Here is a 24,107-nt window from a genome sequence, read left to right on the forward strand (position 1 = left end):
TCGCTCTCCTCTCCTACGGCAGAGGGGAAGAGGGTGAGTGAAAACTGGCATAAAAAGCACGCGGGCGAGGCGCGGGGACCAGTGCAGCGCGCGTCAGCTATCCTGGGACGCAGTTTCCCGGCGCGGTCACACCGCGCTTGAAAACCGGACGCTTGACGCTACCCGCCACGGGTCCAGCGCGGCCGCGATGCTGCGCGCATAGGGCAGTGCTTCGGGTCCAAGGCGGAGTTCCCAATGGTCCCAGCTTATCAGGCCACGTTCTTTGAACGGCTGGAGGACCTTGCGGACTCTCATTCGGTCGGGAAGATAATGTAGGTGCGCCCGGCCGTGACAGAGCAGGTGCTCGATGAAGTGGGAGCGCATCACTTCCCTGGGAGGCGTGGCAATGCCCCTCACCCCCGCCAGCTGCGCCATTCCCACTTTCATGCCGTAACGGCCGCTGTTCCGCTCGTTCTGGACCAGGCATGCTGCAAAGCGGCTGATTGCGGATGCCCCGAGGCCGATCAGCGTATCGCATGGATCGTCGGTGAAGCCCTGGAAGTTGCGCCGTACGCGCTTTTCCCGTGCCGCCGCGGCCAGCGGATCATGTTCCCCAGCGAAATGGTCGAACCCAACCGGAATCCAGCCTTGCCCGGTGAGCCATTCATGCGCCTGGCCGGCCTGTTGAAACCGATCCGGCGCGCCGGGCAACGCCGTCGCGTCAATGCGCCGCTGACGCGGGATCAGGTGCGGCACATGCGCGTAGCCGAACACGGCAAGGCGATCGGCACCCAATTGCTGACTCAAGGCAAGGCTTCCGTGAAGCGCCGCCTCATTCTGCAGCGGCAACCCGTACATCAGGTCGAAATTGAGCGACGTGACGCCTGAGCTGCGCAACAATCCGACTGCATGCTCGATCGTTTCGGGCGGCTGGATCCGCCCAATTGCCGCCTGGACGCGCGGGTCGAAGGTCTGAACGCCAAGGCTGGCCCGCGACACTCCCGCCCTAGCCAGCGCGGCGGCGAAGCCGGCATCGAACCCGCGCGGGTCGATCTCGACCGACAGGATCGCGTTGGACGTGACCGAGAAGGCGGACCGAAGCCGGCCGACGAGCTCGTCGAATTGCTCGGGCGCGATGGTGTTGGGACTGCCGCCGCCAAAGGCGATCCGGGTAACTCGACCGCGACCTTCCAACCCCTCGGCGACCAGGTCGATTTCCTGGGATAAGCGCTGGAGATAGTTGCCCAGCCGCTGGGCGCGGTTGGCCGCCCCTGTGTTGCAGCCGCAATACCAGCAGATTTCCCGGCAGTAGGGGATATGGATATAGAGGGAGAGCGGTTCCTCGGCTGTGACCTCCTGCAACCCTGCTCGCTGCTGCTCCTCGCCAACACTGTCGTGAAACTCCGCCGCTGTCGGATAGCTGGTATAGCGCGGCACGGGCGTCGTCAGCAGTTCAGGGTAATAGGGCCACATGCCGCGAGCCTTGCGCGAGGGGCGCTGACGGCACATTGATATGGATCATCGGCACCGCATTGCCGCTCGCTAGCCGTGACTGGAGGAGGACTGCTCTTGAAGATCAGGTTCTACGGTCAGTTGGGCGAGAAGCTGGGCGGGGAAATCGACCTCGCCCTGCCTCCGGGAACGGCCACCGTCGCCGAGTTGCGCAACAAGCTTGCCAAAATGTTCCCCGATGCCGCCGGCGATCTTCTGGAACGATCGCGCGCCTGCATTGCCGATGCGATCGTCGGCGAAGACCGGATGCTGGCCGATGCCAAACTGGTGGAATTTTTCCCGCCCCTGTCTGGAGGTTGAGTTGCGCTGCACGACCCGACTGGCGCCCGATCGCCTCGATTCAAGCGCAGAATTCACGGCGTTCGAGTCGAGCCTTGAGGATGAGGGCGCGGTCGTCACCTTTGTCGGCGTGGCGCGGTCGAAGTCCGCCAGCGGCGGCAAGGTCTCCAACCTCTTCCTCGAACATCATCCCCGAATGACCGAGGCATCCCTGATGGAGATCGCCGAGGACGCCGGCAGACGGTTCAATATTTCGGCGATCCGCGTCGTTCATCGCTGCGGCGACATCGCGCCGGGCGAGGCGATTGTACTCGTGGCTACGGCGGCGCTTCATCGGCGCGCGGCGTTCGAGGCCGCCGAATATGCGATGGACCGGTTGAAGACCGACGCCGTCTTCTGGAAGCGCGAGGACGCGGTTGACGGCTCTCGCTGGATTGAGCCAACCAGCAGCGATCACGACGACCGGGCGCGTTGGAGCGAATGAATGGCGGGAATCGACGAAAATCTGTCCTTCCACCCGTTGCGGATTGCGGTGCTGACGGTTTCGGACACGCGGACCGAGGAGAGTGACACGTCGGGCGGCCTGTTGGCGAGCCGGCTGCAGGAAGCGGGCCACGAGCTTGCCGCCAAGGCCATCGTCGCCGACGACGTCGACGCGATCCGCTCGCAGGTCACGGATTGGGTCAGGAACGACGGCGTCGACCTCATCATCTCGACTGGCGGCACGGGCTTCACACCGCGGGACGTGACGCCCGAAGCGGTGAAGCCGCTGTTCCGGAGGGAGATGGACGGATTTTCCGTTGTCTTCCACCACGCCAGCCTGGAAACCGTAGGCGTTTCCACCCTCCAGTCGCGCGCTTTTGCCGGACAGATCGAGGACACGTTCATTTTCTGCCTGCCCGGCTCGACCGGCGCCTGCCGCGACGGCTGGGACAGGGTCCTCGCCCTCGAACTGGACAGCCGTTACCGCCCATGCTCGCTGGCAGGACAGATCCCTCGCCTTCGGAGCCTGTGCGCATGAGCCGCCTGACCCATCTCGACGATGGCGGGCGGGCGCGAATGGTCGACGTCAGCGACAAGGACACGACCGCCCGCACAGCTCGGGCCGAGGGACAACTGCGTTGTGCGGCAGCGACGCTCGACCTAGTGCGAGCCGGGAAGACGCCCAAGGGGTCGGTGGTGCAGACGGCCGAGTTGGCCGGCGTCATGGCCGCCAAGAAAACCGCCGAGCTGGTGCCGCTCTGTCATCCGCTGGCACTGACCAAGGTCGACGTGGCGATCGAGCTCGACGAGAGCCTCCCCGGCTTCCGGGTCAGTTCGGAGGTGCGTACGGTCGGCCAGACCGGCGTCGAGATGGAGGCGCTGACCGCGGTGTCAGTCGCCTGCCTGACCTTGTTCGACATGCTGAAGGCGGTCGATCGAACAATGGCGATTGATGGCATCCGCGTCATCGAAAAATCGGGCGGCCGATCTGGAAGCTGGACGGCGGCGTGATCTATTTCGACCAGGCAGCGGCCGTCGTTGGCGATATTGCAAAGCCGCTCGGCAGCGAATCTGTTCCAATCGGCGAAGCTCACCGCCGGGTGCTGGCAGAGCCGGTTGTCGCCCGCGTCGATTCACCCCCTTCCGACGTGTCCGCGATGGATGGTTATGCGGTCCGCGAGGAGGACCTCCTGCGCTTGCCCGCGCAGCTTCGCGTCATCGGCGAATCCTTTGCCGGTTCAGGCTTTACAGGCGGCGTATCGCCGGGGAGTTGCGTCCGGATATTTACCGGCGCTCCGGTTCCCCCGCACGCCGATCGGGTAGTCATCCAGGAGATCGTACGGCGCGAGGGTGATTTCGCCGTCATCGACGACAACCTGGGCACGGCGAAGCATGTGCGCGGCCTGGGGTCGGATTTTCGGAAGGGCGCTGTGCTCGTCGGGTCCGGAGCGCGCCTCGGCTATCGCCAGCTGGTTGCGGCCGCGGGCGCCGACCTGGCCGAGGTTAAAGTGTGGCGCCGTCCGAACCTACTGATCCTCGGCACCGGCGATGAATTGGCGACACCGGGAAGCGCGGCAGATACGACGGGCGCCATCCCTGAAAGCGTCTCCTTCGGCGTGGCCGCGCTTGCAGAGGTATGGGGTGCCTCGATCCGGGACCGGCTTCGCCTGCCCGACGATCTCAAGGCAATGGAGAGGGCCGCGGCCCAGGCCCTCGACAAGGCCGACCTGGTCGTGGTGACCGGCGGCGCGTCGGTCGGCGAAAAGGATTTCGCCAAAGCCATGTTCGAACGCCAGGGGCTCGAACTCCTATTTTCCAAGGTAGCGATCAAGCCCGGCAAGCCGGTCTGGCTCGGCCGGGCCAAGGGCAAGTTGGTGATGGGCCTGCCGGGCAATCCGACTTCGGCGCTGGTGACAGCCAGGCTGCTGCTGGCGCCGTTGGTTGCCGGCCTGTCCGGCCTCGACCCGCAGTCGGCGCTCCGCTGGCGGAAGGCCACCCTGCTCGCACCGCTGCCCGCGTGCGGCGACCGTGAGACGTTTGTGCGGGCGCGGGAGTTCCCGGACGGGGTCGAGCCGGTGTCGAGCCAGGATTCAAGCGCCCAGAAAATGCTGGTCGATGCCGACCTGCTGCTGCGCCGCCGCGCTGGCGCAATTGCGGCGGTAGACGGCGATATCGTCGCCGCGCTCGACTTCTAGGCGCCGAGCAGTGCTTCGGCGGCGGCCAGGTCGGCCGGGCTGTTGATATTGAAGAAGGGATCGCGAGGGGTCACGGGCCATTCGACCTCGGCAAAGCCAATGTGCCGGGCAAACCCCTGGAGCGAACGTTTTCCCAACGCGCAGTAGTCCGGAATCTCGGCCAGTGCGGCGGTCCGCCAGAGCCCGCACACCGGGTGCAGACTGCCGCCGCTAGCAGCGATCGCGGCGCCCAGCTCGCCGATGCCGGACCGGAGACGCTGGGGCAGGTCCTCGGGCAGGAACGGCATGTCGCAGGGAATGGTCAACACGTCATTCGCACCCTGCTGGCTCGCCCATTCGAGCGCCGATGCCAGGCCGGCGAGCGGCCCCTCGATGCCGGGCGCATCGGCGATCCATGGCAGCGCAATCGGTCCGGCCTGATCGGCGGATCGAAGCGAGACGACCATGCAATTCGACCAGCTCCGCCCGCGTTCGAACGCCCGCTCGACGAGTGGCTTGCCGCCGAGCACGATTAGCGGCTTGCCGCCGCCGAGCCGGCTTCCCATGCCGCCAGCGAGCACCGCGACCGCCAGATCGCAGCCCGTCGTCATGCAAAGATCAGCTTGGCGCCGGCGATGACCAGCACCAGCCCCAACCCTTGGAGCAGCCTCGGCTTCGGCAGCCGCCCCGCCCCCAGCCAGGTGCCGACAATCCCGCCCACCGCCACTGCGGCGACCAGGATTGGCAATTCCGCTGGCAGGGCCTGCATCGAGGTGACATTGCCTGCGAGCCCGGCAATGGAGTTCAGCAGGATGAAGCCCGCGACTACCCCGGAAGTCTTCCGCGCATCCTCCCAGCCGAACAGGATGATCAGCGGGCTGAGGAAAATGCCGCCGCCGGTTCCAGTCAGCCCGGCCAGCAAGCCGATCAGGGCCCCGACCGGCAACGCGACCGCCGCGGAAACCGGTCGCGGCTCGCGCCCGGCCAGCAACGACGGGTGCCAGAACAGGCGCAGTGCCGCCGCCCACAACAGCGCGCCGACCAGCGGCCGGTAGATATCCGGCGGCACCTTGATGCCGCCCCCGATGAAGGCCGCCGGGACCGCGGTCGCCGCGAACATCAACAGCAGTTTCAGGTTGGTTTGTCCCGCGCGCCAGTAGCGCCAGCTGCCAAGGCCCGCGACGACCAGGTTCAGAGCCAATGCCGTCGGCCGCATCGTGTCCGGCGCAACCGAGAAAAGCGCCATAATCGCCAGATAGGCCGATGCGCCGCCATGGCCGACGGTCGAGTACAACGCCGCCGCCAGGGCCATCAACAAGGCAATCATCACGATGGTCGAATGGTCCATATCGCCGGGCTCCCCCTTGTGGCGGCTTTGGACTTAGTAGCGGCGAGCAGATTTGACGCAAATCATCCGCGCCACGGATTCGCGGGCTAAACGGGAGCGGCGCCAAGCGGCAATGTCGATACAACGAAAGACAAATATCGTGGCTCTCGATCTGACAAAAGCTGTGCTTGGCGCTTTCCTTTTCACGGTCTGCGGGGGAACCGCGCTGGCCGCCGACACGGGAAACGACGACGGGCTGCAGGTCAAGCCGCTGCTCGACGCGCGCATCCGCTTTGAAAATGTCGATCAGCCCAATCTGGACGCCGACGCGCTGACCTTTCGACTGAGGGCCGGCGCGGAGGCTGCCTATGGCCATTTCTCGCTGCTGGCCGAAGCGGAAGGCACCGCCGCCCTCGTCGACAACTATAACGCCTTTCCCTTCGCGCTCCCGGGCGAGGAGCAGTGGCGTCCCGATCATTCGGTGATTGCCGACCCGATGAACATCGAGCTCAACCGGCTCCAGCTCCAGTACAAGGCCGACAAGACCATAGCTACCCTTGGCCGGCAGCGGATCAACCTCGACGACCAGCGCTGGGTCGGCTCGGTCGGCTGGCGCCAGAATGAACAGACGTTCGACGCGATCCGGGGCGAGGCCAGCGTCGGCCCGGTCGCAGCCGACCTGACTTATGCCATCAAGCAGCGGACGATTTTCGGCACCGATGGCGGGCCGCGCACTGCCCTCGACGGCCATTTCATCTTCGCCGGCCTGTCGTCCAAGCTCGGACCGGTTCAGGGCAAGCTGTTCGCCTACCTGCTCGACTATGACGAGGACTTCTTCCTCGCCAATAGCAGCCAGACCTACGGCCTTACGCTGAGCACGATCGTCCCGATCGCCGCCAAGACGAAAGTCTCGCTCCGGGCAAGCTATGCGCGCCAGTCCGACTATGCCGAAAATCCGTTCGACTACGCCGCCGATTATTGGTCGTTTGATGCGGGCACGACCCTGGCCGGTTTCGGGCTCGCTGGCGGATGGGAAAAGCTCGGCAGCGATCAGGGGCGCGGCCTGCAGACGCCGATGGCCACCCTGCACAAGTTCAACGGCTGGGCCGACCTGTTCCTGACCACGCCCCCCACCGGGCTGGAGGACGCCTATGTCTCGCTCAGCCGCAAGTTCGAGAAGGTGAAGGCGCTGCCCGGCCTCAATGCGACCGTCGCCTTCCATCAGTTCGACAGCGATGTCGGCAATATCGAATATGGCAGCGAATGGGACGCGTCGCTGGGGTTCAAGCTGGGCCGCGTCGGCGTCCTCGCCAAATTTGCCGATTATGGTGCGAAAGACTTCGGCATCGACACCCGCAAAATCTGGCTGCAGGCGGAGTGGGTCTTCTAACCCCGTCCCAACCCCTACTCGCCGAAACCTGCCGCCATCTCCTGGAGACCGGCCCGGTCGATGATTTGGACCCGGTCCTGGCTCATCAACCGGATAAACTTGCGGTTGCGCAATTCGGCCAGCATCCGGCTAACCGTCTCCTTGGTCAAACCAAGATAATCGGCGATATCGAGCCGGCTCATCGGCAGGTCGAACTCGGCCTGCTTCTCGCCGACGACAAGTTCTTGCCTGGCAATTAGCGACAGGAAGAAGCTGGCGAGCCGCTCAGCGGCGGTCTTCCGCCCCAGCAGCACCATCTGCGACTGGGCTGCCGCCAGTTCATGCGCAGCGAGCCGATACAGTTCTCGCTCGACCTTGGGATTGTCTTCCACAAACCGGTCGAACGCGTCCCGCGTGAACCACCACAGTTCGCTCCGCACCAGCGCCTCGGCAGTGAAGGCATATTCGTCGTCGATCGAGATCCCCAGGAAGTCGCCGGGGAACATGAAGCCGGTGATCTGGCGTCGGCCGTCGGCCAGCAATGTGTAGATTTTCAGCGAACCGCTGGCGAGCATGAAGACCCGGCGGACCGGGTCCCCCTCATGGAAGATCGGCTGCCCCGGTTCCAGCCGCTGCATGGTTCCCAGGGCCCGCAAATTGGCGAGAGTCACTGCATCCAGCCGGCGGCAAATGGTGATGGGCCGAACGGGGCAATCCTCGCACGGATGACCCTTTGGCAATTCGGTCAATGGCCCCTTGGCTTGGTACGGCAATCAACGTTCCCCGGTCGCGAATCCACGCGGCAAGAATGATCTGGCTCAACGCGCCATAGCCGCTTGGAAATAGGCTTCAAACTCCTGCTATCCGACAAACGGCGGCTCATGCCCAGACTTTTGGTCAGTAACCTGGAACTTGAGCGCGTGTCGGAAGCCTATCCGCTCATCCGCCGCACGGCACGGGTCGGGCCCGAGCGGTGGGAGGCCTTCTGCCGCCAACTGGCGAAGCAAGGGGGCGGCGTGCTGGCGGTGCTGGCGGAGGACCGGCGCGTGCATGGCGTCGCCGCCTATCTGCCGGTCGCCAGCCTGCGCCACGGCAGCGCGCTTCGCGTCGAGGCGATCGCTGCATTCGAACTGAGCCATGTTTCGCTGGTCCGTAACGTCCTGTCGGGGGCGCTCAACGAGCTGGCGCGGGAAAAGGGATGCGAGGTGCTGATGGTCAGCCTCGATGCCAAGGGCATGTCCAGCCCGCGCTCACGCCGCCGGCTTGGCTGGGAATCGCTCGGGCTGACCGCGGAAACGATCGAATTTGTCCGCCACCTCGACGGCGAAGTCGAGGATCAGGACATCAGGTAGAGCGCAAAGGCGACTCCGAGCACCGTCACGATCAGCCAGACGATCGGCCAACCCTCTCCTTCGCCTTCATGGGCCGATGCCGTGTCGATCGGCGGCGGCGAAGGATGGCTGGTGTCGTACACCTTCTCGGTGGTGCTCTTCAGTGCAGGGTTGAGCGGGGCCTCTTCAGGCCGATCACGCGTCGGATCGTTCATCGGCCGCTCCTCCTTCGGAAAGATGATGATGGGAATGCTGGGTGCAGGCCTTGGCAGTCAAGCGCCAGTCGACCATCGCGACAAGGCAGGCTGTGCCGGGATCCTCGCTGCGCTTGAGCGTCGAGGTGAGCGTCGCCCAATTCTCCTCGCTGGCAAAGCGCGCGAAGTCGGCGACCGCCGCCCGCACGTAGGAAGTCGGCGTCATCGCCGCAACGCCAGCCGCTGCTTCGACCGCTGCCGCGAGCTCTGGATTGGCAACCTTCAGCCAGGGCTGGAAGTTTCCTGCCCCATCCCTTGCCGCTGCAAGGAGATCGCCGAGCATCGGCATCAGCCGCCTAGTCCTTCAAGCAGGATACCCTCAACTGATCCGCGATCGGCAAGGCCGGCAACATAGCGCGCCGATTGTACTGACCAGCTTCGAGCCTCAAGCGTGTCCACAATCTTGTCGCGGGCATTTTCAAAGGGGATCGTCCGTCCGGGAATGCGCCGTTGCAGTCGCAGGACATGCCAACCGAAGCGCGACCGGACCGGTTCGCGGCCCGTTTCGCCGTCGCCCAAGGCTTCGAGGCCCCGCTGGATCGACTCTACCAGCTCGCCGCGGCGGATCTGACCGAGCGAGCCGTGCTGTTGGGCCGATGCGCAACCGGAATGGGCGCGGGCAGCGGACGCAAATGCCTTCATGTCGTCCCCGACTTTATCCGCGATCGCGCGAGCCCGTCGCTCGGCTGCGGCCCATCCCGCCTCGTCGTCCGATTCCGGTTCGATCAAGATATGCGCGGCTTCGAACAGGTCGGGCGTTCGAAACCGGTCCTGATAGGCGTCGTAGAAACGACGACACTCTTCCTCGTCCGGCTCGGCCGCCGATACCGCATGTTCGAGCAGCGAGCGGACCAGTGCATCATCCTCCGCCTCACGGCGTCCAGCCTCATCGCATTCCGGCTCCGGCTCCAGGCCCTGCCTGCGAGCTTCCTGAAGGAGTAGCTCTCTGATGGCGAGCGCCCTTGCAGCCTCTGTCCAGGCGGTCTCGGCGTCGGGCGCCGGATGGTGCTGGATTTCCTGGGCGATCGCTTCCGGCGTAATTTCCACGCCATTGACGCGCACATCGCCAAAAGTCGGGGGTGGCGGGATCAGCGGTTCGGGGCCGCCGCTGCAGCCGCCCGTCTCGCATGAGCTCATCATTTTCGGCACCGGCCGCTGGGTGGGATCTCCCAGATTGAGTACATCGAGGCGGCGGCTCATGTGGCGCGGCCCTCGTCCAATGCCGTACGCATTACCGTGTCACCGCCATAGCTCGGAGCCACGCCGGCGGGTCCATGCGTCGGAGAGCGGTCCTCCCGGCCGGCTCTCCGCGAGCGCACGATCTGATAGCCTGGCCTGATCAGGAAGCCGAGCGGGGCGCTCCAGATGTGCACAAGCCGGGTGAAGGGCGTTATCAGGAAGAGCGTCAGCCCGAGGATGATGTGGAGTTTGTAAACCAGTGCCACCTCGGAAAGCCGCTGTGGGGCCGCCGGATCGAGCGTGAGGATGCCGTTCGCCCAGCTCATGAACTTGACCATCTCACTGCCGTCGAGGTGCTTGATGGTCCAGAATGTGGTGAGGATGCCGAGCGTCAGCTGCAACCACAGCAAGACGAGGACCAATATGTCGCCCAATGACGAGCTTTTGCGGATGCGGCCGTCGAATAGCCGGCGGTGCAGCAACAGCGTGCAGCCGACGTAAGCCGCGACGCCGGCGATGCCGCCGACGACCAGGGCCGTCGTCTGCTTGAACGAATGGCTGACGCCGAGAGCATCGAACACGTTGATTGGTGTCAGCAGGCCGACAAAATGGCCCATCAGCAACACCAATATTCCCATGTGGAACAGGTTGGAGCCAATCACCATCTGGCGCTTGCGCAGGAACTGGCTGGACTGCGACCGCCAGCCGAACTGGTTGGCGTCGAAACGGAATATGCTGCCGACGACCAGCACGGTCACGGCCAGATATGGGTACCAGCCGAATGCAAGCTGGTTGATAAATTCGTTCATGCCCCAGCCTCCCTGCTTACGCTTCGATTGGACGCCCTGATCTTGGCGACGACCCCAGTCGGGCCGCCCATTTCGTGAGCCCCGCTATTGTTGAAGGTGACGGGCGCCTCCTCCCATTCCTCGTCGATTTCCGCCGGATCCACGGCCGGCGTATTCTGGTCAATTTCCGCCAGCGCCTCGGCCTCGGGGCGAACTCCGGTCAACGCCACCAGGCAATGGAAGATGGCGGCATAGCGTGACTGCCTCTTGTCGAGGCGCTCCGCCAGCGCGGCGAATACATGGGCAGGCTGGCCCAGCGTTTCGCGCGCCTCGGATGGCGCCAGGCACGACGCATATTCGAGGAAGACGGGCACGAAGTCCGGCAGCTCATTGGCCTCGAGAAAGAAACCGTTCGCCAGATATTGTTGGCCAAGGTCGATCATCGCCTGGCCGCGCTCGCGATTGTCACCATGAACATGCTCGAACAGGTGAAGCGACAGCGACCGCGAGCGGTCGAACAGTTCGCTGTAAGCCGCCTGAAGGTCGAGCAAGTCGTCGGACTCAAGGGACCGAAGCAACGGTTCCAGGCGATCCCGGTTGGCGGCCGCCAGCATTCCTTCGCTGCGAAGTGTCTCGCGCAATTCTCCCGCATGGGCTTGAAGCTCCGCGGACGGATAGCCAAGCAGGGCGGCCAGCGTTCTCAGCGTCATCTTCATGTCGGTACCTTCATTTGCGGTCTGCCTGGGCTGCGTTTGGCGCCGCCGAACAGATTGACCTTGTTCGACCCCTGGGTCGGCTCGCCGAAGCCGAACCCCGACGAGCCGCGAAGGACATAGGCGTCCTCCTCGAACTCGCGGCGGGCGGTGGGGATGACGTAGCGGTCCTCATAGGCCGCCAGCGCCATGATCTTGTACATTTCCTCGATGCGGGCCTGGGTCAGTCCGACCCGTTCCGGAATGCTCTCGTCGATACGCCCCTCGACGCTCTTCGCCCGCATGTAGGAGCGCATCGCCAACATCCGCTCCAGCGCAGCGGCGATCGGCTCCTCGTCGCCCGCGGTCAGCAGGTTGGCGAGATAGCGCAACGGGATGCGCAGGCTGCGAACGTCGGGCATGCCGTCGACGGCCGAAATCTTTCCGGCCTCGGCCGCCGACTGGATCGGCGACAGCGGCGGCACATACCAAACCATCGGCAGCGTGCGATATTCGGGGTGAAGCGGAAAGGCGATCTTCCATTCCATCGCCATCTTGTAGACCGGCGAGCGGGTCGCCGCCTCGAGCCACTGGTCGGTGATGCCCTCGGCCCGCGCGGCCTCCTGCACGGCGACGTCATTAGGATCGAGGAAAACGCCGAGCTGGGCCGGATAGAGATCCTTGGGGTCCTCGACCGATGCTGCTTCCTCGATCCTGTCGGCATCGTAAAGGACGACACCGAGGTAGCGGATGCGGCCGACACAGGTCTCCGAGCAGACCGTCGGCTGGCCGACTTCGATCCGCGGGTAGCAGAAAATGCATTTCTCAGATTTGCCGGTGGACCAGTTGTAATAGATCTTCTTGTAGGGACAGCCGGACACGCACATCCGCCAGCCGCGGCATTTCTCCTGGTCGATCAGGACAATGCCGTCTTCGGCCCGCTTGTAGATGGCGCCCGAAGGGCAAGATGCGAGGCAGGTCGGGTTGAGGCAGTGCTCGCACAGCCTCGGCAGATACATCATAAACGTCTTTTCGAACTGGCCGTAGATTTCCTTCTCAACGCCCTCGAAATTCCGATCATGGCTGCGCTTCTCGAACTCGCCGCCGAGCATGTCCTCCCAGTTGCCGCTCCATTCGATCTTGTTCATCGCTTCGCCGGTGACGAGCGAGCGCGGCCTGGCGGTTGGCTGCGCCTGCAATTCCGGAGCGGCCTGCAGCCATTCGTAATCAAATGTGTAGGGCTCGTAGAAATCGTCGATCTCGGGGAGGTGCGGATTGGCGAAGATCTTCGACAGGATGCGCCACTTTGCACCCTGCCTCGGCTGGATTTTGCCGTTCTTCTTGCGTATCCAGCCGCCCTTCCACCGCTCCTGGTTTTCCCAGTCCTTGGGATAGCCAATGCCGGGCTTGGTCTCGACGTTGTTGAACCAGGCGTATTCGACGCCTTCGCGATTGGTCCAGACGTTCTTGCAGGTGATCGAACAGGTGTGACAGCCGATGCACTTGTCGAGGTTCAGGACCATCGCAATCTGTGCGCGGACTTTCATCACGCCACCTCCTTTCCGGTGGCCTTAGTGTCTTTGACCCCGGTCCCCCAATCGGCAGTGCCGCCCGCCACATTGGCGGCGTCGTCGGCCGCCTTGTCGAACCAGTTCACCTCACTCATCTTGCGGACAATGACGAACTCGTCGCGATTGGCGCCGACCGTCCCGTAATAGTTGAAGCCATAGGCGAGCTGCGCATAGCCGCCGATCATGTGGGTCGGCTTCATGTTGATCCGGGTGACGCTGTTATGGATGCCGCCGCGCTGGCCGGTGATTTCCGACCCGACCGTATTCACCAGTTTTTCCTGGGCGTGGTACATGATCGCCGAACCCGGCATGATGCGCTGCGACACAATGGCGCGTGCGGTCAGCGCGCCGTTGATGTTGAACACCTCGATCCAGTCATTGTCGACGATGCCCGCGGCGCGCGCGTCATCCTCGCTGATCCATACCGTCGGCCCGCCCCGATTGAGGCTAAGCATAATGAGGTTCTCGGTATAGGTCGAATGGATGCCCCACTTCTGGTGGGGGGTGAGGATGTTGAGCAGTATCTCCTGATTGCCGTTGGGCAGCTTGCCGAGCACCTGCCGCACCGTCTTGGTGTCGATCGGCGGCCGCCAGGTGACGAAACCCTCGCCGAAGGCCCGCATCCAGTGATGGTCCTGGTAAAGCTGCTGGCGCCCGGTCAACGTCCGCCACGGGATCAGTTCATGGACGTTGGTATAGCCGGCGTTGTAGCACACATGCTCACTTTCCAGCCCCGACCAGGTCGGTGAGGAGATGATCTTGCGTGGCTGCGCAGCCACGTCGCGGAAGCGGATCTTCTCCTCTTCCTTGCCATGCGCAAGGTGGCCGTGGTCGCGCCCGGTAATCTTGGCCAATGCGTCCCATGCCTTGACCGCCACTTCGCCGTTGGTCTCCGGCGCGAGCATCAGGATCGTCTCGCAGGCGTCGATATCGCTATCGACCTTGGGCCGGCCGGCGGTCGGCCCGTCGAGCACGCGGCCGTTGAGATCCCCGAGCAGCTCGACCTCGTGCTTGGTATCCCAGCCGATCCCCTTGCCGCCGTTGCCGAGCTTCTCGAGCAAGGGCCCGAGCGAGGTAAAGCGGGCATAGGTTTCGGGGTAGTTTCGCTCGACCAGCGAGATGGTGGACATGGTCTTGCCGGGGATGGGCTCGCATTCGCCCTTCATCCAGTCCTTCGGCTCATAGGGCTGGGCAAGCTCGGCCGGCGTATCGTGCTGGATCGGCGTCATGACGACGTCATGCTCGATGCCCAGCACCTCCGGCGCGACATCCGAGAATTTCTTGGCGATCGCGCGGAAGATGTTCCAGTCGCTCTTGGTCTCCCACGCCGGGTCCACCGCAGCCGACAACGGGTGGATAAAGGGATGCATGTCCGACGTGTTGAGGTCGTGCTTTTCGTACCAGGTCGCGGTTGGCAGGACGATGTCGGAATAGATGCTGGTGGTCGACATGCGGAAGTCGATGTTGACCATCAGGTCGAGTTTTCCGACCGGTGCCTCGTCGTGCCAGACCACATCCTTCGGCCGGTCGAGCCCGGCGGCTTCCTCGTCGGTCCCGATTACGCCGTGGAGCGAGCCGACCAGGTGCTTCAGGAAATATTCGTGGCCCTTGCCGCTCGCGCCGAGCACGTTCGACCGCCAGAAGAACATGTTGCGCGGCCAGTTGATGGGATTGTCGGGGTCATGGCACGCCGGCTTCAGTTCGCCCGATTTCAGTCCTTCGACCACTGTCGCCGTCGCGTCGCCGTCGGATTCATGAATCTTGCGGCCGAGTTCGATCGGATTGGTCTGCAGCTGCGGAGCCGATGGCAGCCAGCCCATTCGCTCCGCCCGGACATTGTAATCGATCATGCTGCCCGACCAGTCGCCGTCGGGGGCGAGGGGCGACAGGATTTCCGACATCCTCAGCGATTCATAGCGCCATTGGTCGGTATGGGCGTAAAAGAAGCTGGTGCCGTTCATCTGCCTCGGCGGGCGGGTCCAGTCGAGCGCAAACGCCAGCGGCAGCCAGCCGGTCTGGGGGCGCAGCTTTTCCTGACCGACATAATGCGACCATCCGCCCCCCGACTTGCCGATGCAACCGCACATCACGAGCAGTGCGATGATGCCGCGGTAGCTCATGTCCATGTGGTACCAGTGATTGAGCCCCGCCCCGAGGATGACCATCGACCGGCCCTCGGTGATTTCGGCGTTGGCGGCGAATTCCCGCGCCACCTGGATGATCGCCTGACGCGGCACGCCAGTTACCTTCTCGCCCCAGGCCGGGGTAAAGGGCAAGTCGTCGTCATAGCTCTTGGCGACGTTGCTGCCGCCGAACCCGCGATCGACGCCATAGTTGGCGCAGAACAGGTCGAACACGGTCGCCACCGGGCAGCTGTTGCCGTCGGCCAGCTTGACCTGCTTCACCGGGACATTGCGCAGCAGCACCTCATCGTGATCGGTGGCGACGAAGTCGTGCGGCGCCTCGGACCCGAAATAGGGGAAGGCGACCGGCTCGATCGAGTCATGCTCGTCGGCCAGGGTGGAGCGCAACTTGACGGCCTTGCCGCGCCCGTCCTTTTCTTCGAGGTTCCACTTGCCTTGTGTGTCCCATCGATGCCCCGCCGAACCGGCGGGCCCGACCAGCTTGCCGCTCAGCTCGTCAAATGCGACGGCCTTCCAATCGATGTTGCTCTTCTCGCCCAGCGCCCCCTTGATATCGGCGGCGCGCAACAGGCGGTCGGGGATCAGCTTGCCGTCCCGTTCGACCAGCTTCACGAGCAGCGGGAAGTCCGAATATTTGCGCGTATAGTCGGCAAAATAATCCACCTGCCGATCGACATAGAATTCTCGCAGCACGACGTGGCCCAGCGCCATCGCCAACGCAGCGTCGGTCCCCTGCTTGGGGTGTAGCCACATGTCCGAGAATTTGGCGGCCTCGTTGAAGTCGGGCGCGATGACCACGCTCTTGGCGCCGCGATAGCGAACCTCGGAGTAGAAATGCGCGTCGGGCGCGCGGGTCATCGGGATGTTCGACCCCCACACCAGCAGGAACCCGGCATTGTACCAGTCGGCGCTTTCCGGAACGTCGGTCTGCTCGCCCCAGGTCTGCGGCGACGATGGCGGCAGGTCGCAATACCAGTCGTAGAAGCTAAGCAGATTGCCGCCGATGAGCGACAGGTAGCGGCTCCCGGCGGCATAGGAGATCATCGACATGGCCGGGATCGGCGAAAAGCCGGCGATCCGGTCCGGGCCATATTCCTTGATGGTGTAAGCGTTGGCCGCCGCGATCAGCTCGGTCACCTCATCCCAGCCGACGCGGACGAAGCCGCCGCGGCCGCGCTTGGCAACCCAGTCGCGCCGCATGTCACCGTCCTGGACGATCGCTTTCCAGGCAGCGACCGGGCGCATGGTCTTGCGCGCCTCACGCCAGTGCTTGATCAGGCGCGACCTGACCAGCGGATATTTGATGCGGGTGCCCGAATAGAGATACCAGCTGTAGCTGGCCCCGCGCGGGCAGCCGCGTGGCTCATGGTTAGGCAGGTCCGGCCTCGTGCGCGGGTAATCGGTCTGCTGCGTTTCCCAGGTGACGATCCCGCCCTTCACATAGATTTTCCACGAGCAGGAACCGGTGCAGTTCACGCCGTGGGTCGAGCGGACGATCTTGTCCGCCGCCCAGCGCTTCCGATAAGCATCCTCCCAATCGCGTGCCTCATCGGTAGTGATCCCGTGCCCATCCGAGAACTTCTCGCGAGTCCTGCGGAAATAGTTGAGGCGATCGAGGAAATGACTCATCCGCTTGGTCCTTCTAGGCCGGTAGTGCCGCTGCTTTGGCGGGCGCCAGCCGACGCTCGACATCGTACAAAATTCCGCGCGGCCCGCTGTAGACGAGCCAGGTCAGCGCAGCGCAGCTGACGTAGAAAATCAGGAAGCCCCACAGCGCCGCATTTGCCGTGCCGGTCAGCTCGATCGACGAGCCATAGGCCTTGGGAATGTAGAAGGCGCCATAGGCTGCGATCGCCGAGATGAACCCGATGACAGCCGCCGACTCCCGTTCCGCCTGTTGGCGGCGCGCCTCGTCCGGCAGGCCTGGTTCGGCCCGGTCCACTTCCTGCCGCATGATGCCTGGCACCATCTGAAACGTCGAGGCATTGCCGACGCCGCTAGCCACAAACAGTAGCAGCACCATCGAGAAGAAGCCCCAGAAGCTCCTGGCGTCGAGGAAGAAGATCATACCTAGTATAGCAACGATCTGGACCAGGAAGACGAGAAGGCTGACCCGCGCCCCGCCGAAACGGTCGGAGACCCAGCCGGTGCCGGCCCGCGACAAGGCGCCCAGCAATGGCCCGATGAAGGCATACTTCAGCGCATTGATGTCGGGGAACACGAGCTTGGCGAGCAGCGGGAAACCTGCCGACATGCCGATGAAAGTCCCAAAGGTGCCGGTGTAGAGCCAGCACATCAGCCAGGTATGGATCCGGCCGAAGATCGCCGCCTGCTCCGCGAATGAAGCCTTGGCCGAAAGGATGTCGTTCATCCCGAACCAGGCCGCGACGCTGCCGACCAAGATCAGCGGAACCCAGACGAAGCCCGCATTCTGCATCCAGTATTGGGTGCCATCGCTGGCGATCTGTGCCTGGCCGCCAAGCGCGCCAAACAGGCTCATGGTCACCACCACCGGCACCAGAAACTGCATGACGCTGACGCCGAGGTTGCCGAGACCGGCGTTGATGGCCAGCGCATTTCCCTTCTCCGCCTTGGGGAAGAAATAGCTGATATTGGCCATCGACGAGGCGAAATTGCCGCCGCCGAACCCGCACAGCAATGCCAACACGAGGAAGATGAGGTAAGGCGTTTCCGGGCTCTGTACCGCATAGCCGATGCCGAATGCCGGGATCAGCAGCGAGGCAGTGGACAGGGTGGTCCATAGACGCCCGCCGAAGATAGGCACAAGGAAGGCGTAGAAGATGCGCAAGGTCGCGCCCGACAGACCGGGCAGCGCAGCCAGCCAGAAGAGCTGACCAGTCGTAAACTCAAAGCCGATCGCAGGCAGCCGAGCGACCACGACCGACCACACCATCCACACCGCGAAGGACAGCAGCAGGCAATAGGTCGAAACCCACAGGTTGCGGCGCGCGAAAGCCCGCCCGCCCCCGCGCCAGAATTCCGGGTCTTCGGGACGCCAGTCGGCGATCGGTCCTGCCCGGCGCGGTGGCACGACGACTCCCGGCTCGCCAAACCCCTGCATTTCGGGCAGCTCCGGCATCATCTCGCCGACGCCCTTGCGGCTCGCGGTCGCCTCCATGTGGCGGACGGCGAAATGCATCCAGGCGAGCGCGACCGAGACCAGCACGAACAGCAGGACAAAGCAGCTGGTCCAGACGCCGGTCAGGTCATTGAGCGCACCGAATGCCAGCGGCAGGATGAAGCCGCCCAATCCGCCAACCATGCCGACCAGCCCGCCGACGGCGCCGACATGGTTGGGGTAGTAGACGGGGATATGCTTGAACACTGCAGCCTTGCCGAGGCTCATGAAGAAGCCGAGGACGAAAATGACCGCCAGGAAGGGGATCAGCCCCATTTCGGTGCGGAAGGTGATGGGTCCCGTCACTCCCTCGATGATGTAGGTGGTCGGCGGATAGGACAGCATGAAGGTACACAGCACCGACACGGCGAAGGTGACATACATTACCGCCCGGGCGCCGTAGCGATCCGACAGCGTCCCGCCGTAAATCCGGAACAGGCTGGCGGGCACCGAATAGAAGGCGGCGAGCATGCCCGCGGTCTTCACGTCGAGGTGATAGACGCCCATGAGGTAGCGCGGCAGCCAGAGCGCCAGCGCGACGAAGGCGCCGAACACGAAGAAATAATAGAGCGCGAAGCGCCACACCTGGATGTTCTTGAGCACTGACAGCTGGCTCGCCATCGGCACGGATTTGCGACCCTCGCGGACCCGGGCCTGCTGTTCGGGATCTTCTTTGGTGAGCGCGAGGAATATGACCGCCATTACCACAAGTCCCGCGGCCCAGACCTGCGCCACGGCCGGCCATCCGGCCGCCACCATCACGAATGGCGCTAGGAACTTGGTGACTGCCGCCCCGACATTACCGGCGCCGAAGATGCCGAGCGCCGTGCCCTGTTTCTTCGGCGGAAAGAATTTCGAGACATAAGTGACGCCGACCGAGAACGAGCCGCCAGCGATCCCGACGCCCAGCGCGGCAACCAGCAACTCACCATACGTGTCCGCATAAGACGTGAGGAAGGTGGCGATCGCCGCCAACACCATGACGCCCGCGAATACCCGCCGTCCGCCGATCTGGTCGGCCCACACGCCCAGGACAACCCGGATTAGCGAGCCGGTAAGGATGGGAGTGCCGACGAGCAGGCCGAACTGGGTTTCGCTGAGCCCCAGCTGGTCCTTCACGCCGATGCCGATGATCGAGAAGATCGTCCAAACGGCGAAGCAGGTCGTGAAGGCGGCGGTGCTGGTCCACAGGGCGCGGTTGGCGCCGGTTGTGGGAGCTTCAGCCACGACAGCGGTCATCGGATCGATCCTTCGCAAAGCTATTCGCTGGGCCTATCTGGCCGAGGTGCCGGGCCGGGACTTTGATCAAGATCATTTCCGCCCTCCCCCTAGCCGCCCGTGACGCTCATGTGGCGCGCGACCGCCGGCCGCGCCGCAGCGATGCGGAAGTCATGCCCCTTCGGTTTGCCTGCCAACAGCCGATCGAGAAGCGCGTCGACCGCTTCCGCGCCGCCGGACCGTAACGCGTCGCGAAGCTCGACTTTCTGGTCGTGACCCAGACACCCGTAAACGGTGCCGGTGGCGGCGACCCGAATCCGATTGCATCCGGCGCAGAAATTGGCGCTCAGTGGCGTGATCATGCCGAGCCGAGCTGACAGCCCGGATATTTCATAATAGCGCGCCGGGCCGCCGGTGCGACCAAGCGACGGGGTTAGAGTGAAGCGCTGTTCGAGCCCGCGCCGGACCGCATCGAGCGGCAGGTAATGGCAGGTCCGGTCTTCCTCGACTTCGCCCAGTGGCATGGTCTCGATCAGCGTGAGATCAAGCCCCTCGCCGTCGCACCACAGCAGCATCTCCTCGAACTCATCGTCGTTGAGCCCGGCTAGCGCGACCATGTTGATCTTGACTCCGAGACCCGCGTCCCGCGCTGCGGCGATACCCCTAAGCACGCTGCCCAGCTCGCCGCCACGCGTAATGTGGGCGAAGCGGTCGGGGCGGCGGCTGTCGAGGCTGACGTTAACCCGGCGAACCCCCGAATTGGCGAGCAGGGCGGCGAATTGTCCGAGCAGCACGCCGTTGGTGGTCAGCGTGACTTCCTCCAGGCCGTTGCCGATACGACTGCCGAGCGCGCGGAACAGCTCTCCGACCCCGCGCCGGACCAGTGGTTCGCCGCCAGTCAGGCGGATGCGACGTACACCACGGGCGATGAAAATGTCGCCAAGTTCGACAATCTCTTCAAGCGTCAGGACGTCCCTCTTGGGAAGAAACTGCATATGCTCCGCCATGCAGTAGCGACAGCGCAGGTTGCAGCGGTCTGTTACCGAAATGCGGACATAGTCGATCCTGCGGCCGAAGCTGTCGACCATTGATCCAGGCACCATGGCCGTCACTGCTTCCATCCCGCTTCGACTCCGACGTCAAACGAGGATTCGGCTAAGCCACTCTTGAAGACCCCCACGTGATCTGAATCAAGTCAGCCGCATTTCGAATGGCCGCATTCAAGGCACTTGTCGCATCCCTCGACCCGGATCAGGGCAGGCGCGCCGCACCGCGGGCAGGAAGGTTTCGTGATTGCTCCGGCGACCGGCGCATCCGCCCTGGGGCCGCTGTCATCGATCGCCTGACCGATGTGCCGCTCGATAACCTCACCGATCGCCGCGAGTAGCGACGGGACATAGCGCCCCTTCATCCATGCCCCGCCCCTCGGGTCGAACACGGCCTTGAGCTCTTCGGGCACAAACGAAACGTCGCCGCCGCGCCGGAAGACCGCCGAGATCATGCGCGTCAGGCCCAAGGTCCAGGCATAATGCTCCATGTTCTTGGAATTGACGAAAATCTCGAACGGGCGCCGGTCGCCGCCGGCTTCGAGATCGTTGATCGTCACATAAACGGCGTGCGCGCTTTCGGGCCATTTCAGCTTGTAGGTCGTGCCATGCATCGCGTCGGCCCGTTCAGCGAGTTGCGGCCCGTCACGAATGTCGCCACCGGGGGTTTCGCTGGCGGACAGCTTCAGCACCGATCCGGTGACGGCGTTGGGCCGGTAGGTCGTCAGCCCCTTGCAGCCCAGATGATAGCCTTCGACATAGATGTCGGCGAATTCCTCGAACGATATGTCCTCGGGGCAGTTAACGGTCTTGGAAATCGAACTGTCGACCAGTGCCTGGGCCGCGGCCTGCATCGCCAAATGATCGGACGGTTTCAGTGTTTGGGCGCTCACGAACAAATCGGCAGGAGGTGGAGCATCGCCGCGAACCTGCCGCCAAACATGCATGGCATAGTCTTCGACGGACTCGAACCGGGCGCTGCCGTCGGGCTGCAGGATTCGCCTTTCGTAGGAATAGGCAAACACTGGTTCGATTCCCGACGAGACATTACCGGCCAGCAGTGACGTGGTACCGGTAGGCGCAATGGAAGTCAGGCAGCCGTTGCGCAATCCATGCTGCGTGATTAGCGCCCGCGTCTCCTCGTCCAGGCACTGGAGATTGGGAGTCTCGAGCATCAGCTCGTCATAAAGCGGGAAAGGCCCCTTTTCGCCGGCAAGCCGAGCCGATGCGCGATAGGCCTCACGTTTGATAATGGCCAACCATCGCCGGGTTTGCTCGACCGCATCGCCACTGCCGTAGATCTTGCCACAGAAGAGCAGTGCATCGGCCAGACCGGTTACGCCCAGTCCGATGCGCCGCTTTGCCTTTGCCTCCATTTCCTGCTGTGGGAGAGGGTAGCGCGAGACGTCGATGACATTATCGAGCATCCGCACAGCGGTGGCGGTGAGCTCGGCCAAATTCGTTTCGTCAATCCGGGCTCCTTCCTCGAACGGGCACTCAACCAGCCGGGCAAGGTTAATCGATCCGAGGAGGCAGGCACCGTAAGGCGGAAGCATCTGCTCCCCGCAGGGATTGCTGGCGCTGATCGTTTCGCAATGCCGAAGGTTGTTGGCCGCATTGACCCGGTCGATAAAAATCACACCGGGCTCCGCACAATCATACGTCGACTGCATCAATCGTTCCCACAGCTCGCGCGCGCGAACGGTCCGGTAGCTCTTGCCCTGGAATTGCAGTGCCCATTCGGAATCGGCACCGAGCGAGGCCATGAAGTCATCGCTGACCAGCACCGACAGGTTGAAGTTCCTGAGCCGTTGAGGATCTCGCTTGGCGTCGATGAACGCCTCGATGTCGGGATGGTCGATCGACAAGCAGCCCATCATCGCGCCCCGCCGCTGACCAGCCGAATGGACCGTGCGGCACATTGAGTCCCAACAATCCATGAACGACAGCGGGCCTGAGGCCTCGGCGCCAACCCCCTCAACCGCGGCGCCATTCGGCCGGATTGTCGAAAAGTCGATCCCAACGCCGCCACCCTGCTGCATGGTCAGCGCGGCTTCGCGCAAGTGATCGAAGATGCCGCCCAGGCTGTCGGGCACCGTTCCCATCACGAAGCAATTGAACAAGGTCACCGACCGGCCGGTGCCTGCCCCGGCGATGACTCGACCCGCCGGGAGAAAGCGAAGATCGAGCATCGATTCTCGGAATCGGCCTCGCCAGTGGTCACGGGCATTCGGAGCTTCGGCTTCGGCTAACGCGGCGGCCACGCGGTCGGCCGTTGCCGCGAAATCCACATCGGTTTCGCCCTCGGTTGGTACGAAGCGATATTTTGCAGCCCAGATTTCCCCGGCCAGCGCGACGTCAAAGCTCATCGACCCCTCCCACTTTCGATGGAGAGAAGCTAACTCGTCGCCGGGCGAGCGAATTGATCTAGCGCATCGCGCGCTCCGCTAGTCTCGCTCGCCGATACGCGGGGCGAACAAGATGGGGCCGTAGCAACCGATGAACAGCAGGAAGCTACCGATCCAGCAAAGGCCCGCGACATCTACGCCCATGCGATAGTCGAGCGCGCCAAGCGACGTTGCGACGCGCAACAGAGCGCCGAGGGTGACCAAAAAGTAGATGACCGTCGTAGCAGGCCCGGCGCGCAATTCTCGACCGGTGTGGCCAAGAGTGGCACGGGTCATGACTGCAAGGATCATCGTCGCCATTGCGCCTGCCGTCAGCGCATGGATCGCCGCAGACTGCGGCACAGGCGTGCCGAGCTCGACCGCCGCCAGCAGCGCGAGCCCCACGGGCAACCACGCGTAGGCGACGTGGAGAATAAGCACGAGCGGATCGGCCACCGCCTTCCACCCCTTCCAACGAGCTAGCCGCATGGCCTGGGCCGTCGCGGCGATGCCCAGTAGCACGCCCGGCAGCCAGCCCGCTGGAGCAGCGATCCAAGCGAGCAGGGCAAGCGCCGTTAGCCCGATAACCGCCAGGTCGAACCGGCCCGGCTGACCTGGCAGACCTTGAATGACGCCGCGCTTGGCGAGCCAGTTGCGGGTGAAAGACGGCACGATCCTGCCGCCGATCAGCGAGATCATCAGCGTGACCAGCGCCACCGCCACCTTCCACGGCAATGCCGGATCGATGGCGAAGCCGGCTGCCGCCAGATGATCGAGCGCATTGGCCACGCCGAACAGCAGCACCAGCCCGACGATCGGGACGTTGCGATTGTTGGCTTCTATCACTTCACGTGCGGCGACGAGCACCAGCAGCAGGTAAAAGCCGACATCGAGGATCGCTGCGGCAACGGGCCCGAGCTCCGCCGAAAACAGCATGGCAAAGCGGCCCGCCATCCACAGGCCGAACAGGCCAGCGAGAGGCGCGCCCGCGATGGGCAGTCGGCCCGTCCAGTTGGGAATGGCAGTCAGCAGGAAACCGGCAACTATCGCGCCGACGAAACCGAACAGCATTTCGTGCCTGTGCCATGCGACGGCGTCGAATGCGGAAGTCAAGGTAATTTGCCCGGCGAGCACTGCCAGCCAGATAACCAGAGCGATAACAGCCCAGATCGCCCCGCCCAGGAAAAACGGCCTGAAGCCGCCTCTGAGGATTGGCGGGGATGCAGCCATGCGCT

22 protein-coding genes are annotated in these 24,107 nt (G+C 63.9%); 7 read left to right on the plus strand and 15 right to left on the minus strand.

What is annotated here, in order from left to right:
• Window positions 1–126: 126 nt before the first annotated feature.
• Complete coding sequence (gene hemN / locus LZ518_RS05980) at window positions 127–1,452, minus strand: oxygen-independent coproporphyrinogen III oxidase (protein WP_249915101.1); 1,326 nt, start codon at window positions 1,450–1,452, stop codon at window positions 127–129.
• A 96-nt stretch (window positions 1,453–1,548) separates the two neighbouring features.
• Here hemN and LZ518_RS05985 point away from each other — a divergent pair, with 96 nt between their 5' ends.
• Genes LZ518_RS05985 through LZ518_RS06005 form a run of 5 tightly spaced genes read left to right on the plus strand, consistent with a single transcriptional unit; the run spans window position 1,549 to window position 4,448 of the window.
• Window positions 1,549–1,791, plus strand: coding sequence for a MoaD/ThiS family protein (locus LZ518_RS05985; protein ID WP_249915102.1), 243 nt, complete (start codon window positions 1,549–1,551; stop codon window positions 1,789–1,791).
• Between the two features lies 1 nt (window position 1,792).
• Window positions 1,793–2,254, plus strand: coding sequence for a molybdenum cofactor biosynthesis protein MoaE (locus LZ518_RS05990; protein WP_249915103.1), 462 nt, complete (start codon window positions 1,793–1,795; stop codon window positions 2,252–2,254).
• Window positions 2,255–2,791, plus strand: a complete 537-nt coding sequence (moaB, locus tag LZ518_RS05995) for a molybdenum cofactor biosynthesis protein B (RefSeq protein WP_249915104.1) — start codon at window positions 2,255–2,257, stop codon at window positions 2,789–2,791. It begins immediately after the preceding gene.
• Entirely contained in the window at window positions 2,788–3,264 is a 477-nt protein-coding gene (moaC, locus tag LZ518_RS06000; RefSeq protein ID WP_249915105.1) for a cyclic pyranopterin monophosphate synthase MoaC, read from the plus strand. The genes moaB and moaC overlap by 4 nt, the downstream gene beginning before the upstream one ends.
• On the plus strand, window positions 3,261–4,448 hold the full coding sequence (locus LZ518_RS06005) for a molybdopterin molybdotransferase MoeA (protein ID WP_249915106.1): 1,188 nt from the start codon (window positions 3,261–3,263) through the stop codon (window positions 4,446–4,448). Before moaC ends, LZ518_RS06005 begins: the two co-directional genes overlap by 4 nt.
• Here LZ518_RS06005 and mobA read toward each other — a convergent pair.
• Together mobA and LZ518_RS06015 are read right to left on the minus strand one after the other, a co-directional pair.
• Window positions 4,445–5,038, minus strand: a complete 594-nt coding sequence (mobA, locus tag LZ518_RS06010) for a molybdenum cofactor guanylyltransferase (RefSeq protein WP_249915107.1) — start codon at window positions 5,036–5,038, stop codon at window positions 4,445–4,447. The two genes, LZ518_RS06005 and mobA, sit on opposite strands and share 4 nt — an antisense overlap.
• Window positions 5,035–5,775 (minus strand): sulfite exporter TauE/SafE family protein, encoded by a 741-nt coding sequence (locus tag LZ518_RS06015; protein ID WP_249915108.1) that lies wholly within the window; start codon window positions 5,773–5,775, stop codon window positions 5,035–5,037. The genes mobA and LZ518_RS06015 overlap by 4 nt, the downstream gene beginning before the upstream one ends.
• Window positions 5,776–5,914: 139 nt before the next feature.
• Between LZ518_RS06015 and LZ518_RS06020 the strand changes: the two genes are divergently transcribed.
• Complete coding sequence (locus LZ518_RS06020; RefSeq protein WP_249915109.1) at window positions 5,915–7,144, plus strand: alginate export family protein; 1,230 nt, start codon at window positions 5,915–5,917, stop codon at window positions 7,142–7,144.
• 14 nt (window positions 7,145–7,158) lie between these two features.
• On the opposite strand, the gene LZ518_RS06025 is transcribed toward LZ518_RS06020, so the two are convergent.
• Window positions 7,159–7,872, minus strand: coding sequence for a Crp/Fnr family transcriptional regulator (locus LZ518_RS06025; RefSeq protein WP_249915110.1), 714 nt, complete (start codon window positions 7,870–7,872; stop codon window positions 7,159–7,161).
• A gap of 132 nt (window positions 7,873–8,004) precedes the next feature.
• Between LZ518_RS06025 and LZ518_RS06030 the strand changes: the two genes are divergently transcribed.
• On the plus strand, window positions 8,005–8,475 hold the full coding sequence (locus tag LZ518_RS06030; protein WP_249915111.1) for a hypothetical protein: 471 nt from the start codon (window positions 8,005–8,007) through the stop codon (window positions 8,473–8,475).
• Here the strand turns inward: LZ518_RS06030 and LZ518_RS06035 are convergent.
• From LZ518_RS06035 to LZ518_RS06085, 11 genes are all read right to left on the minus strand, one after another.
• Window positions 8,460–8,669 (minus strand): hypothetical protein, encoded by a 210-nt coding sequence (locus LZ518_RS06035; RefSeq protein WP_249915112.1) that lies wholly within the window; start codon window positions 8,667–8,669, stop codon window positions 8,460–8,462. The genes LZ518_RS06030 and LZ518_RS06035 overlap by 16 nt on opposite strands.
• A complete protein-coding gene (locus LZ518_RS06040) occupies window positions 8,650–8,997 on the minus strand; it encodes a hypothetical protein (RefSeq protein ID WP_249915113.1) in 348 nt (115 codons plus the stop codon). Before LZ518_RS06040 ends, LZ518_RS06035 begins: the two co-directional genes overlap by 20 nt.
• Complete coding sequence (locus LZ518_RS06045; RefSeq protein ID WP_249915114.1) at window positions 8,997–9,908, minus strand: peptidyl-prolyl cis-trans isomerase; 912 nt, start codon at window positions 9,906–9,908, stop codon at window positions 8,997–8,999. The genes LZ518_RS06040 and LZ518_RS06045 overlap by 1 nt, the downstream gene beginning before the upstream one ends.
• Window positions 9,905–10,696, minus strand: a complete 792-nt coding sequence (narI, locus tag LZ518_RS06050; RefSeq protein WP_249915115.1) for a respiratory nitrate reductase subunit gamma — start codon at window positions 10,694–10,696, stop codon at window positions 9,905–9,907. Before narI ends, LZ518_RS06045 begins: the two co-directional genes overlap by 4 nt.
• Window positions 10,693–11,391: a nitrate reductase molybdenum cofactor assembly chaperone gene (gene narJ / locus LZ518_RS06055; RefSeq protein WP_249915116.1), complete on the minus strand. Its 699-nt coding sequence runs from the start codon at window positions 11,389–11,391 to the stop codon at window positions 10,693–10,695. Before narJ ends, narI begins: the two co-directional genes overlap by 4 nt.
• A complete protein-coding gene (narH, locus tag LZ518_RS06060) occupies window positions 11,388–12,914 on the minus strand; it encodes a nitrate reductase subunit beta (protein WP_249915117.1) in 1,527 nt (508 codons plus the stop codon). The genes narJ and narH overlap by 4 nt, the downstream gene beginning before the upstream one ends.
• Window positions 12,914–16,711 (minus strand): nitrate reductase subunit alpha, encoded by a 3,798-nt coding sequence (locus LZ518_RS06065; protein WP_283938163.1) that lies wholly within the window; start codon window positions 16,709–16,711, stop codon window positions 12,914–12,916. The genes narH and LZ518_RS06065 overlap by 1 nt, the downstream gene beginning before the upstream one ends.
• Window positions 16,712–16,724: 13 nt before the next feature.
• Entirely contained in the window at window positions 16,725–19,460 is a 2,736-nt protein-coding gene (locus tag LZ518_RS06070; RefSeq protein ID WP_249915118.1) for a nitrate/nitrite transporter, read from the minus strand.
• A gap of 89 nt (window positions 19,461–19,549) precedes the next feature.
• The gene (moaA, locus tag LZ518_RS06075; protein WP_249915119.1) at window positions 19,550–20,560 is read right to left on the minus strand and encodes a GTP 3',8-cyclase MoaA; all 1,011 of its coding nucleotides are present in this window, start codon (window positions 20,558–20,560) and stop codon (window positions 19,550–19,552) included.
• 74 nt (window positions 20,561–20,634) lie between these two features.
• On the minus strand, window positions 20,635–22,854 hold the full coding sequence (locus LZ518_RS06080) for an adenosylcobalamin-dependent ribonucleoside-diphosphate reductase (protein WP_249915120.1): 2,220 nt from the start codon (window positions 22,852–22,854) through the stop codon (window positions 20,635–20,637).
• 78 nt (window positions 22,855–22,932) lie between these two features.
• On the minus strand, window positions 22,933–24,102 hold the full coding sequence (locus LZ518_RS06085) for an NnrS family protein (protein WP_249915121.1): 1,170 nt from the start codon (window positions 24,100–24,102) through the stop codon (window positions 22,933–22,935).
• Window positions 24,103–24,107: the final 5 nt, after the last annotated feature.

It is taken from the genome of Sphingomonas brevis, assembly GCF_023516505.1.
Classification (GTDB): domain Bacteria; phylum Pseudomonadota; class Alphaproteobacteria; order Sphingomonadales; family Sphingomonadaceae; genus Sphingomicrobium; species Sphingomicrobium breve.

Coding starts and splice junctions, on each gene's coding strand:
- mobA (WP_249915107.1), bottom strand. CDS start 5,038: ATGACGACGGGCTGCGATCTGGCGGTCGCGGTGCTCGCTGGCGGCATG.
- LZ518_RS06080 (WP_249915120.1), bottom strand. CDS start 22,854: ATGAGCTTTGACGTCGCGCTGGCCGGGGAAATCTGGGCTGCAAAATAT.
- narI (WP_249915115.1), bottom strand. CDS start 10,696: ATGAACGAATTTATCAACCAGCTTGCATTCGGCTGGTACCCATATCTG.
- LZ518_RS06030 (WP_249915111.1), top strand. CDS start 8,005: ATGCCCAGACTTTTGGTCAGTAACCTGGAACTTGAGCGCGTGTCGGAA.
- LZ518_RS06045 (WP_249915114.1), bottom strand. CDS start 9,908: ATGAGCCGCCGCCTCGATGTACTCAATCTGGGAGATCCCACCCAGCGG.
- LZ518_RS06085 (WP_249915121.1), bottom strand. CDS start 24,102: ATGGCTGCATCCCCGCCAATCCTCAGAGGCGGCTTCAGGCCGTTTTTC.
- moaC (WP_249915105.1), top strand. CDS start 2,788: ATGAGCCGCCTGACCCATCTCGACGATGGCGGGCGGGCGCGAATGGTC.
- LZ518_RS06015 (WP_249915108.1), bottom strand. CDS start 5,775: ATGGACCATTCGACCATCGTGATGATTGCCTTGTTGATGGCCCTGGCG.
- LZ518_RS06035 (WP_249915112.1), bottom strand. CDS start 8,669: ATGAACGATCCGACGCGTGATCGGCCTGAAGAGGCCCCGCTCAACCCT.
- moaA (WP_249915119.1), bottom strand. CDS start 20,560: ATGGAAGCAGTGACGGCCATGGTGCCTGGATCAATGGTCGACAGCTTC.
- LZ518_RS06070 (WP_249915118.1), bottom strand. CDS start 19,460: ATGACCGCTGTCGTGGCTGAAGCTCCCACAACCGGCGCCAACCGCGCC.
- narJ (WP_249915116.1), bottom strand. CDS start 11,391: ATGAAGATGACGCTGAGAACGCTGGCCGCCCTGCTTGGCTATCCGTCC.
- hemN (WP_249915101.1), bottom strand. CDS start 1,452: ATGTGGCCCTATTACCCTGAACTGCTGACGACGCCCGTGCCGCGCTAT.
- LZ518_RS06040 (WP_249915113.1), bottom strand. CDS start 8,997: ATGCCGATGCTCGGCGATCTCCTTGCAGCGGCAAGGGATGGGGCAGGA.
- moaB (WP_249915104.1), top strand. CDS start 2,255: ATGGCGGGAATCGACGAAAATCTGTCCTTCCACCCGTTGCGGATTGCG.
- LZ518_RS06065 (WP_283938163.1), bottom strand. CDS start 16,711: ATGAGTCATTTCCTCGATCGCCTCAACTATTTCCGCAGGACTCGCGAG.
- narH (WP_249915117.1), bottom strand. CDS start 12,914: ATGAAAGTCCGCGCACAGATTGCGATGGTCCTGAACCTCGACAAGTGC.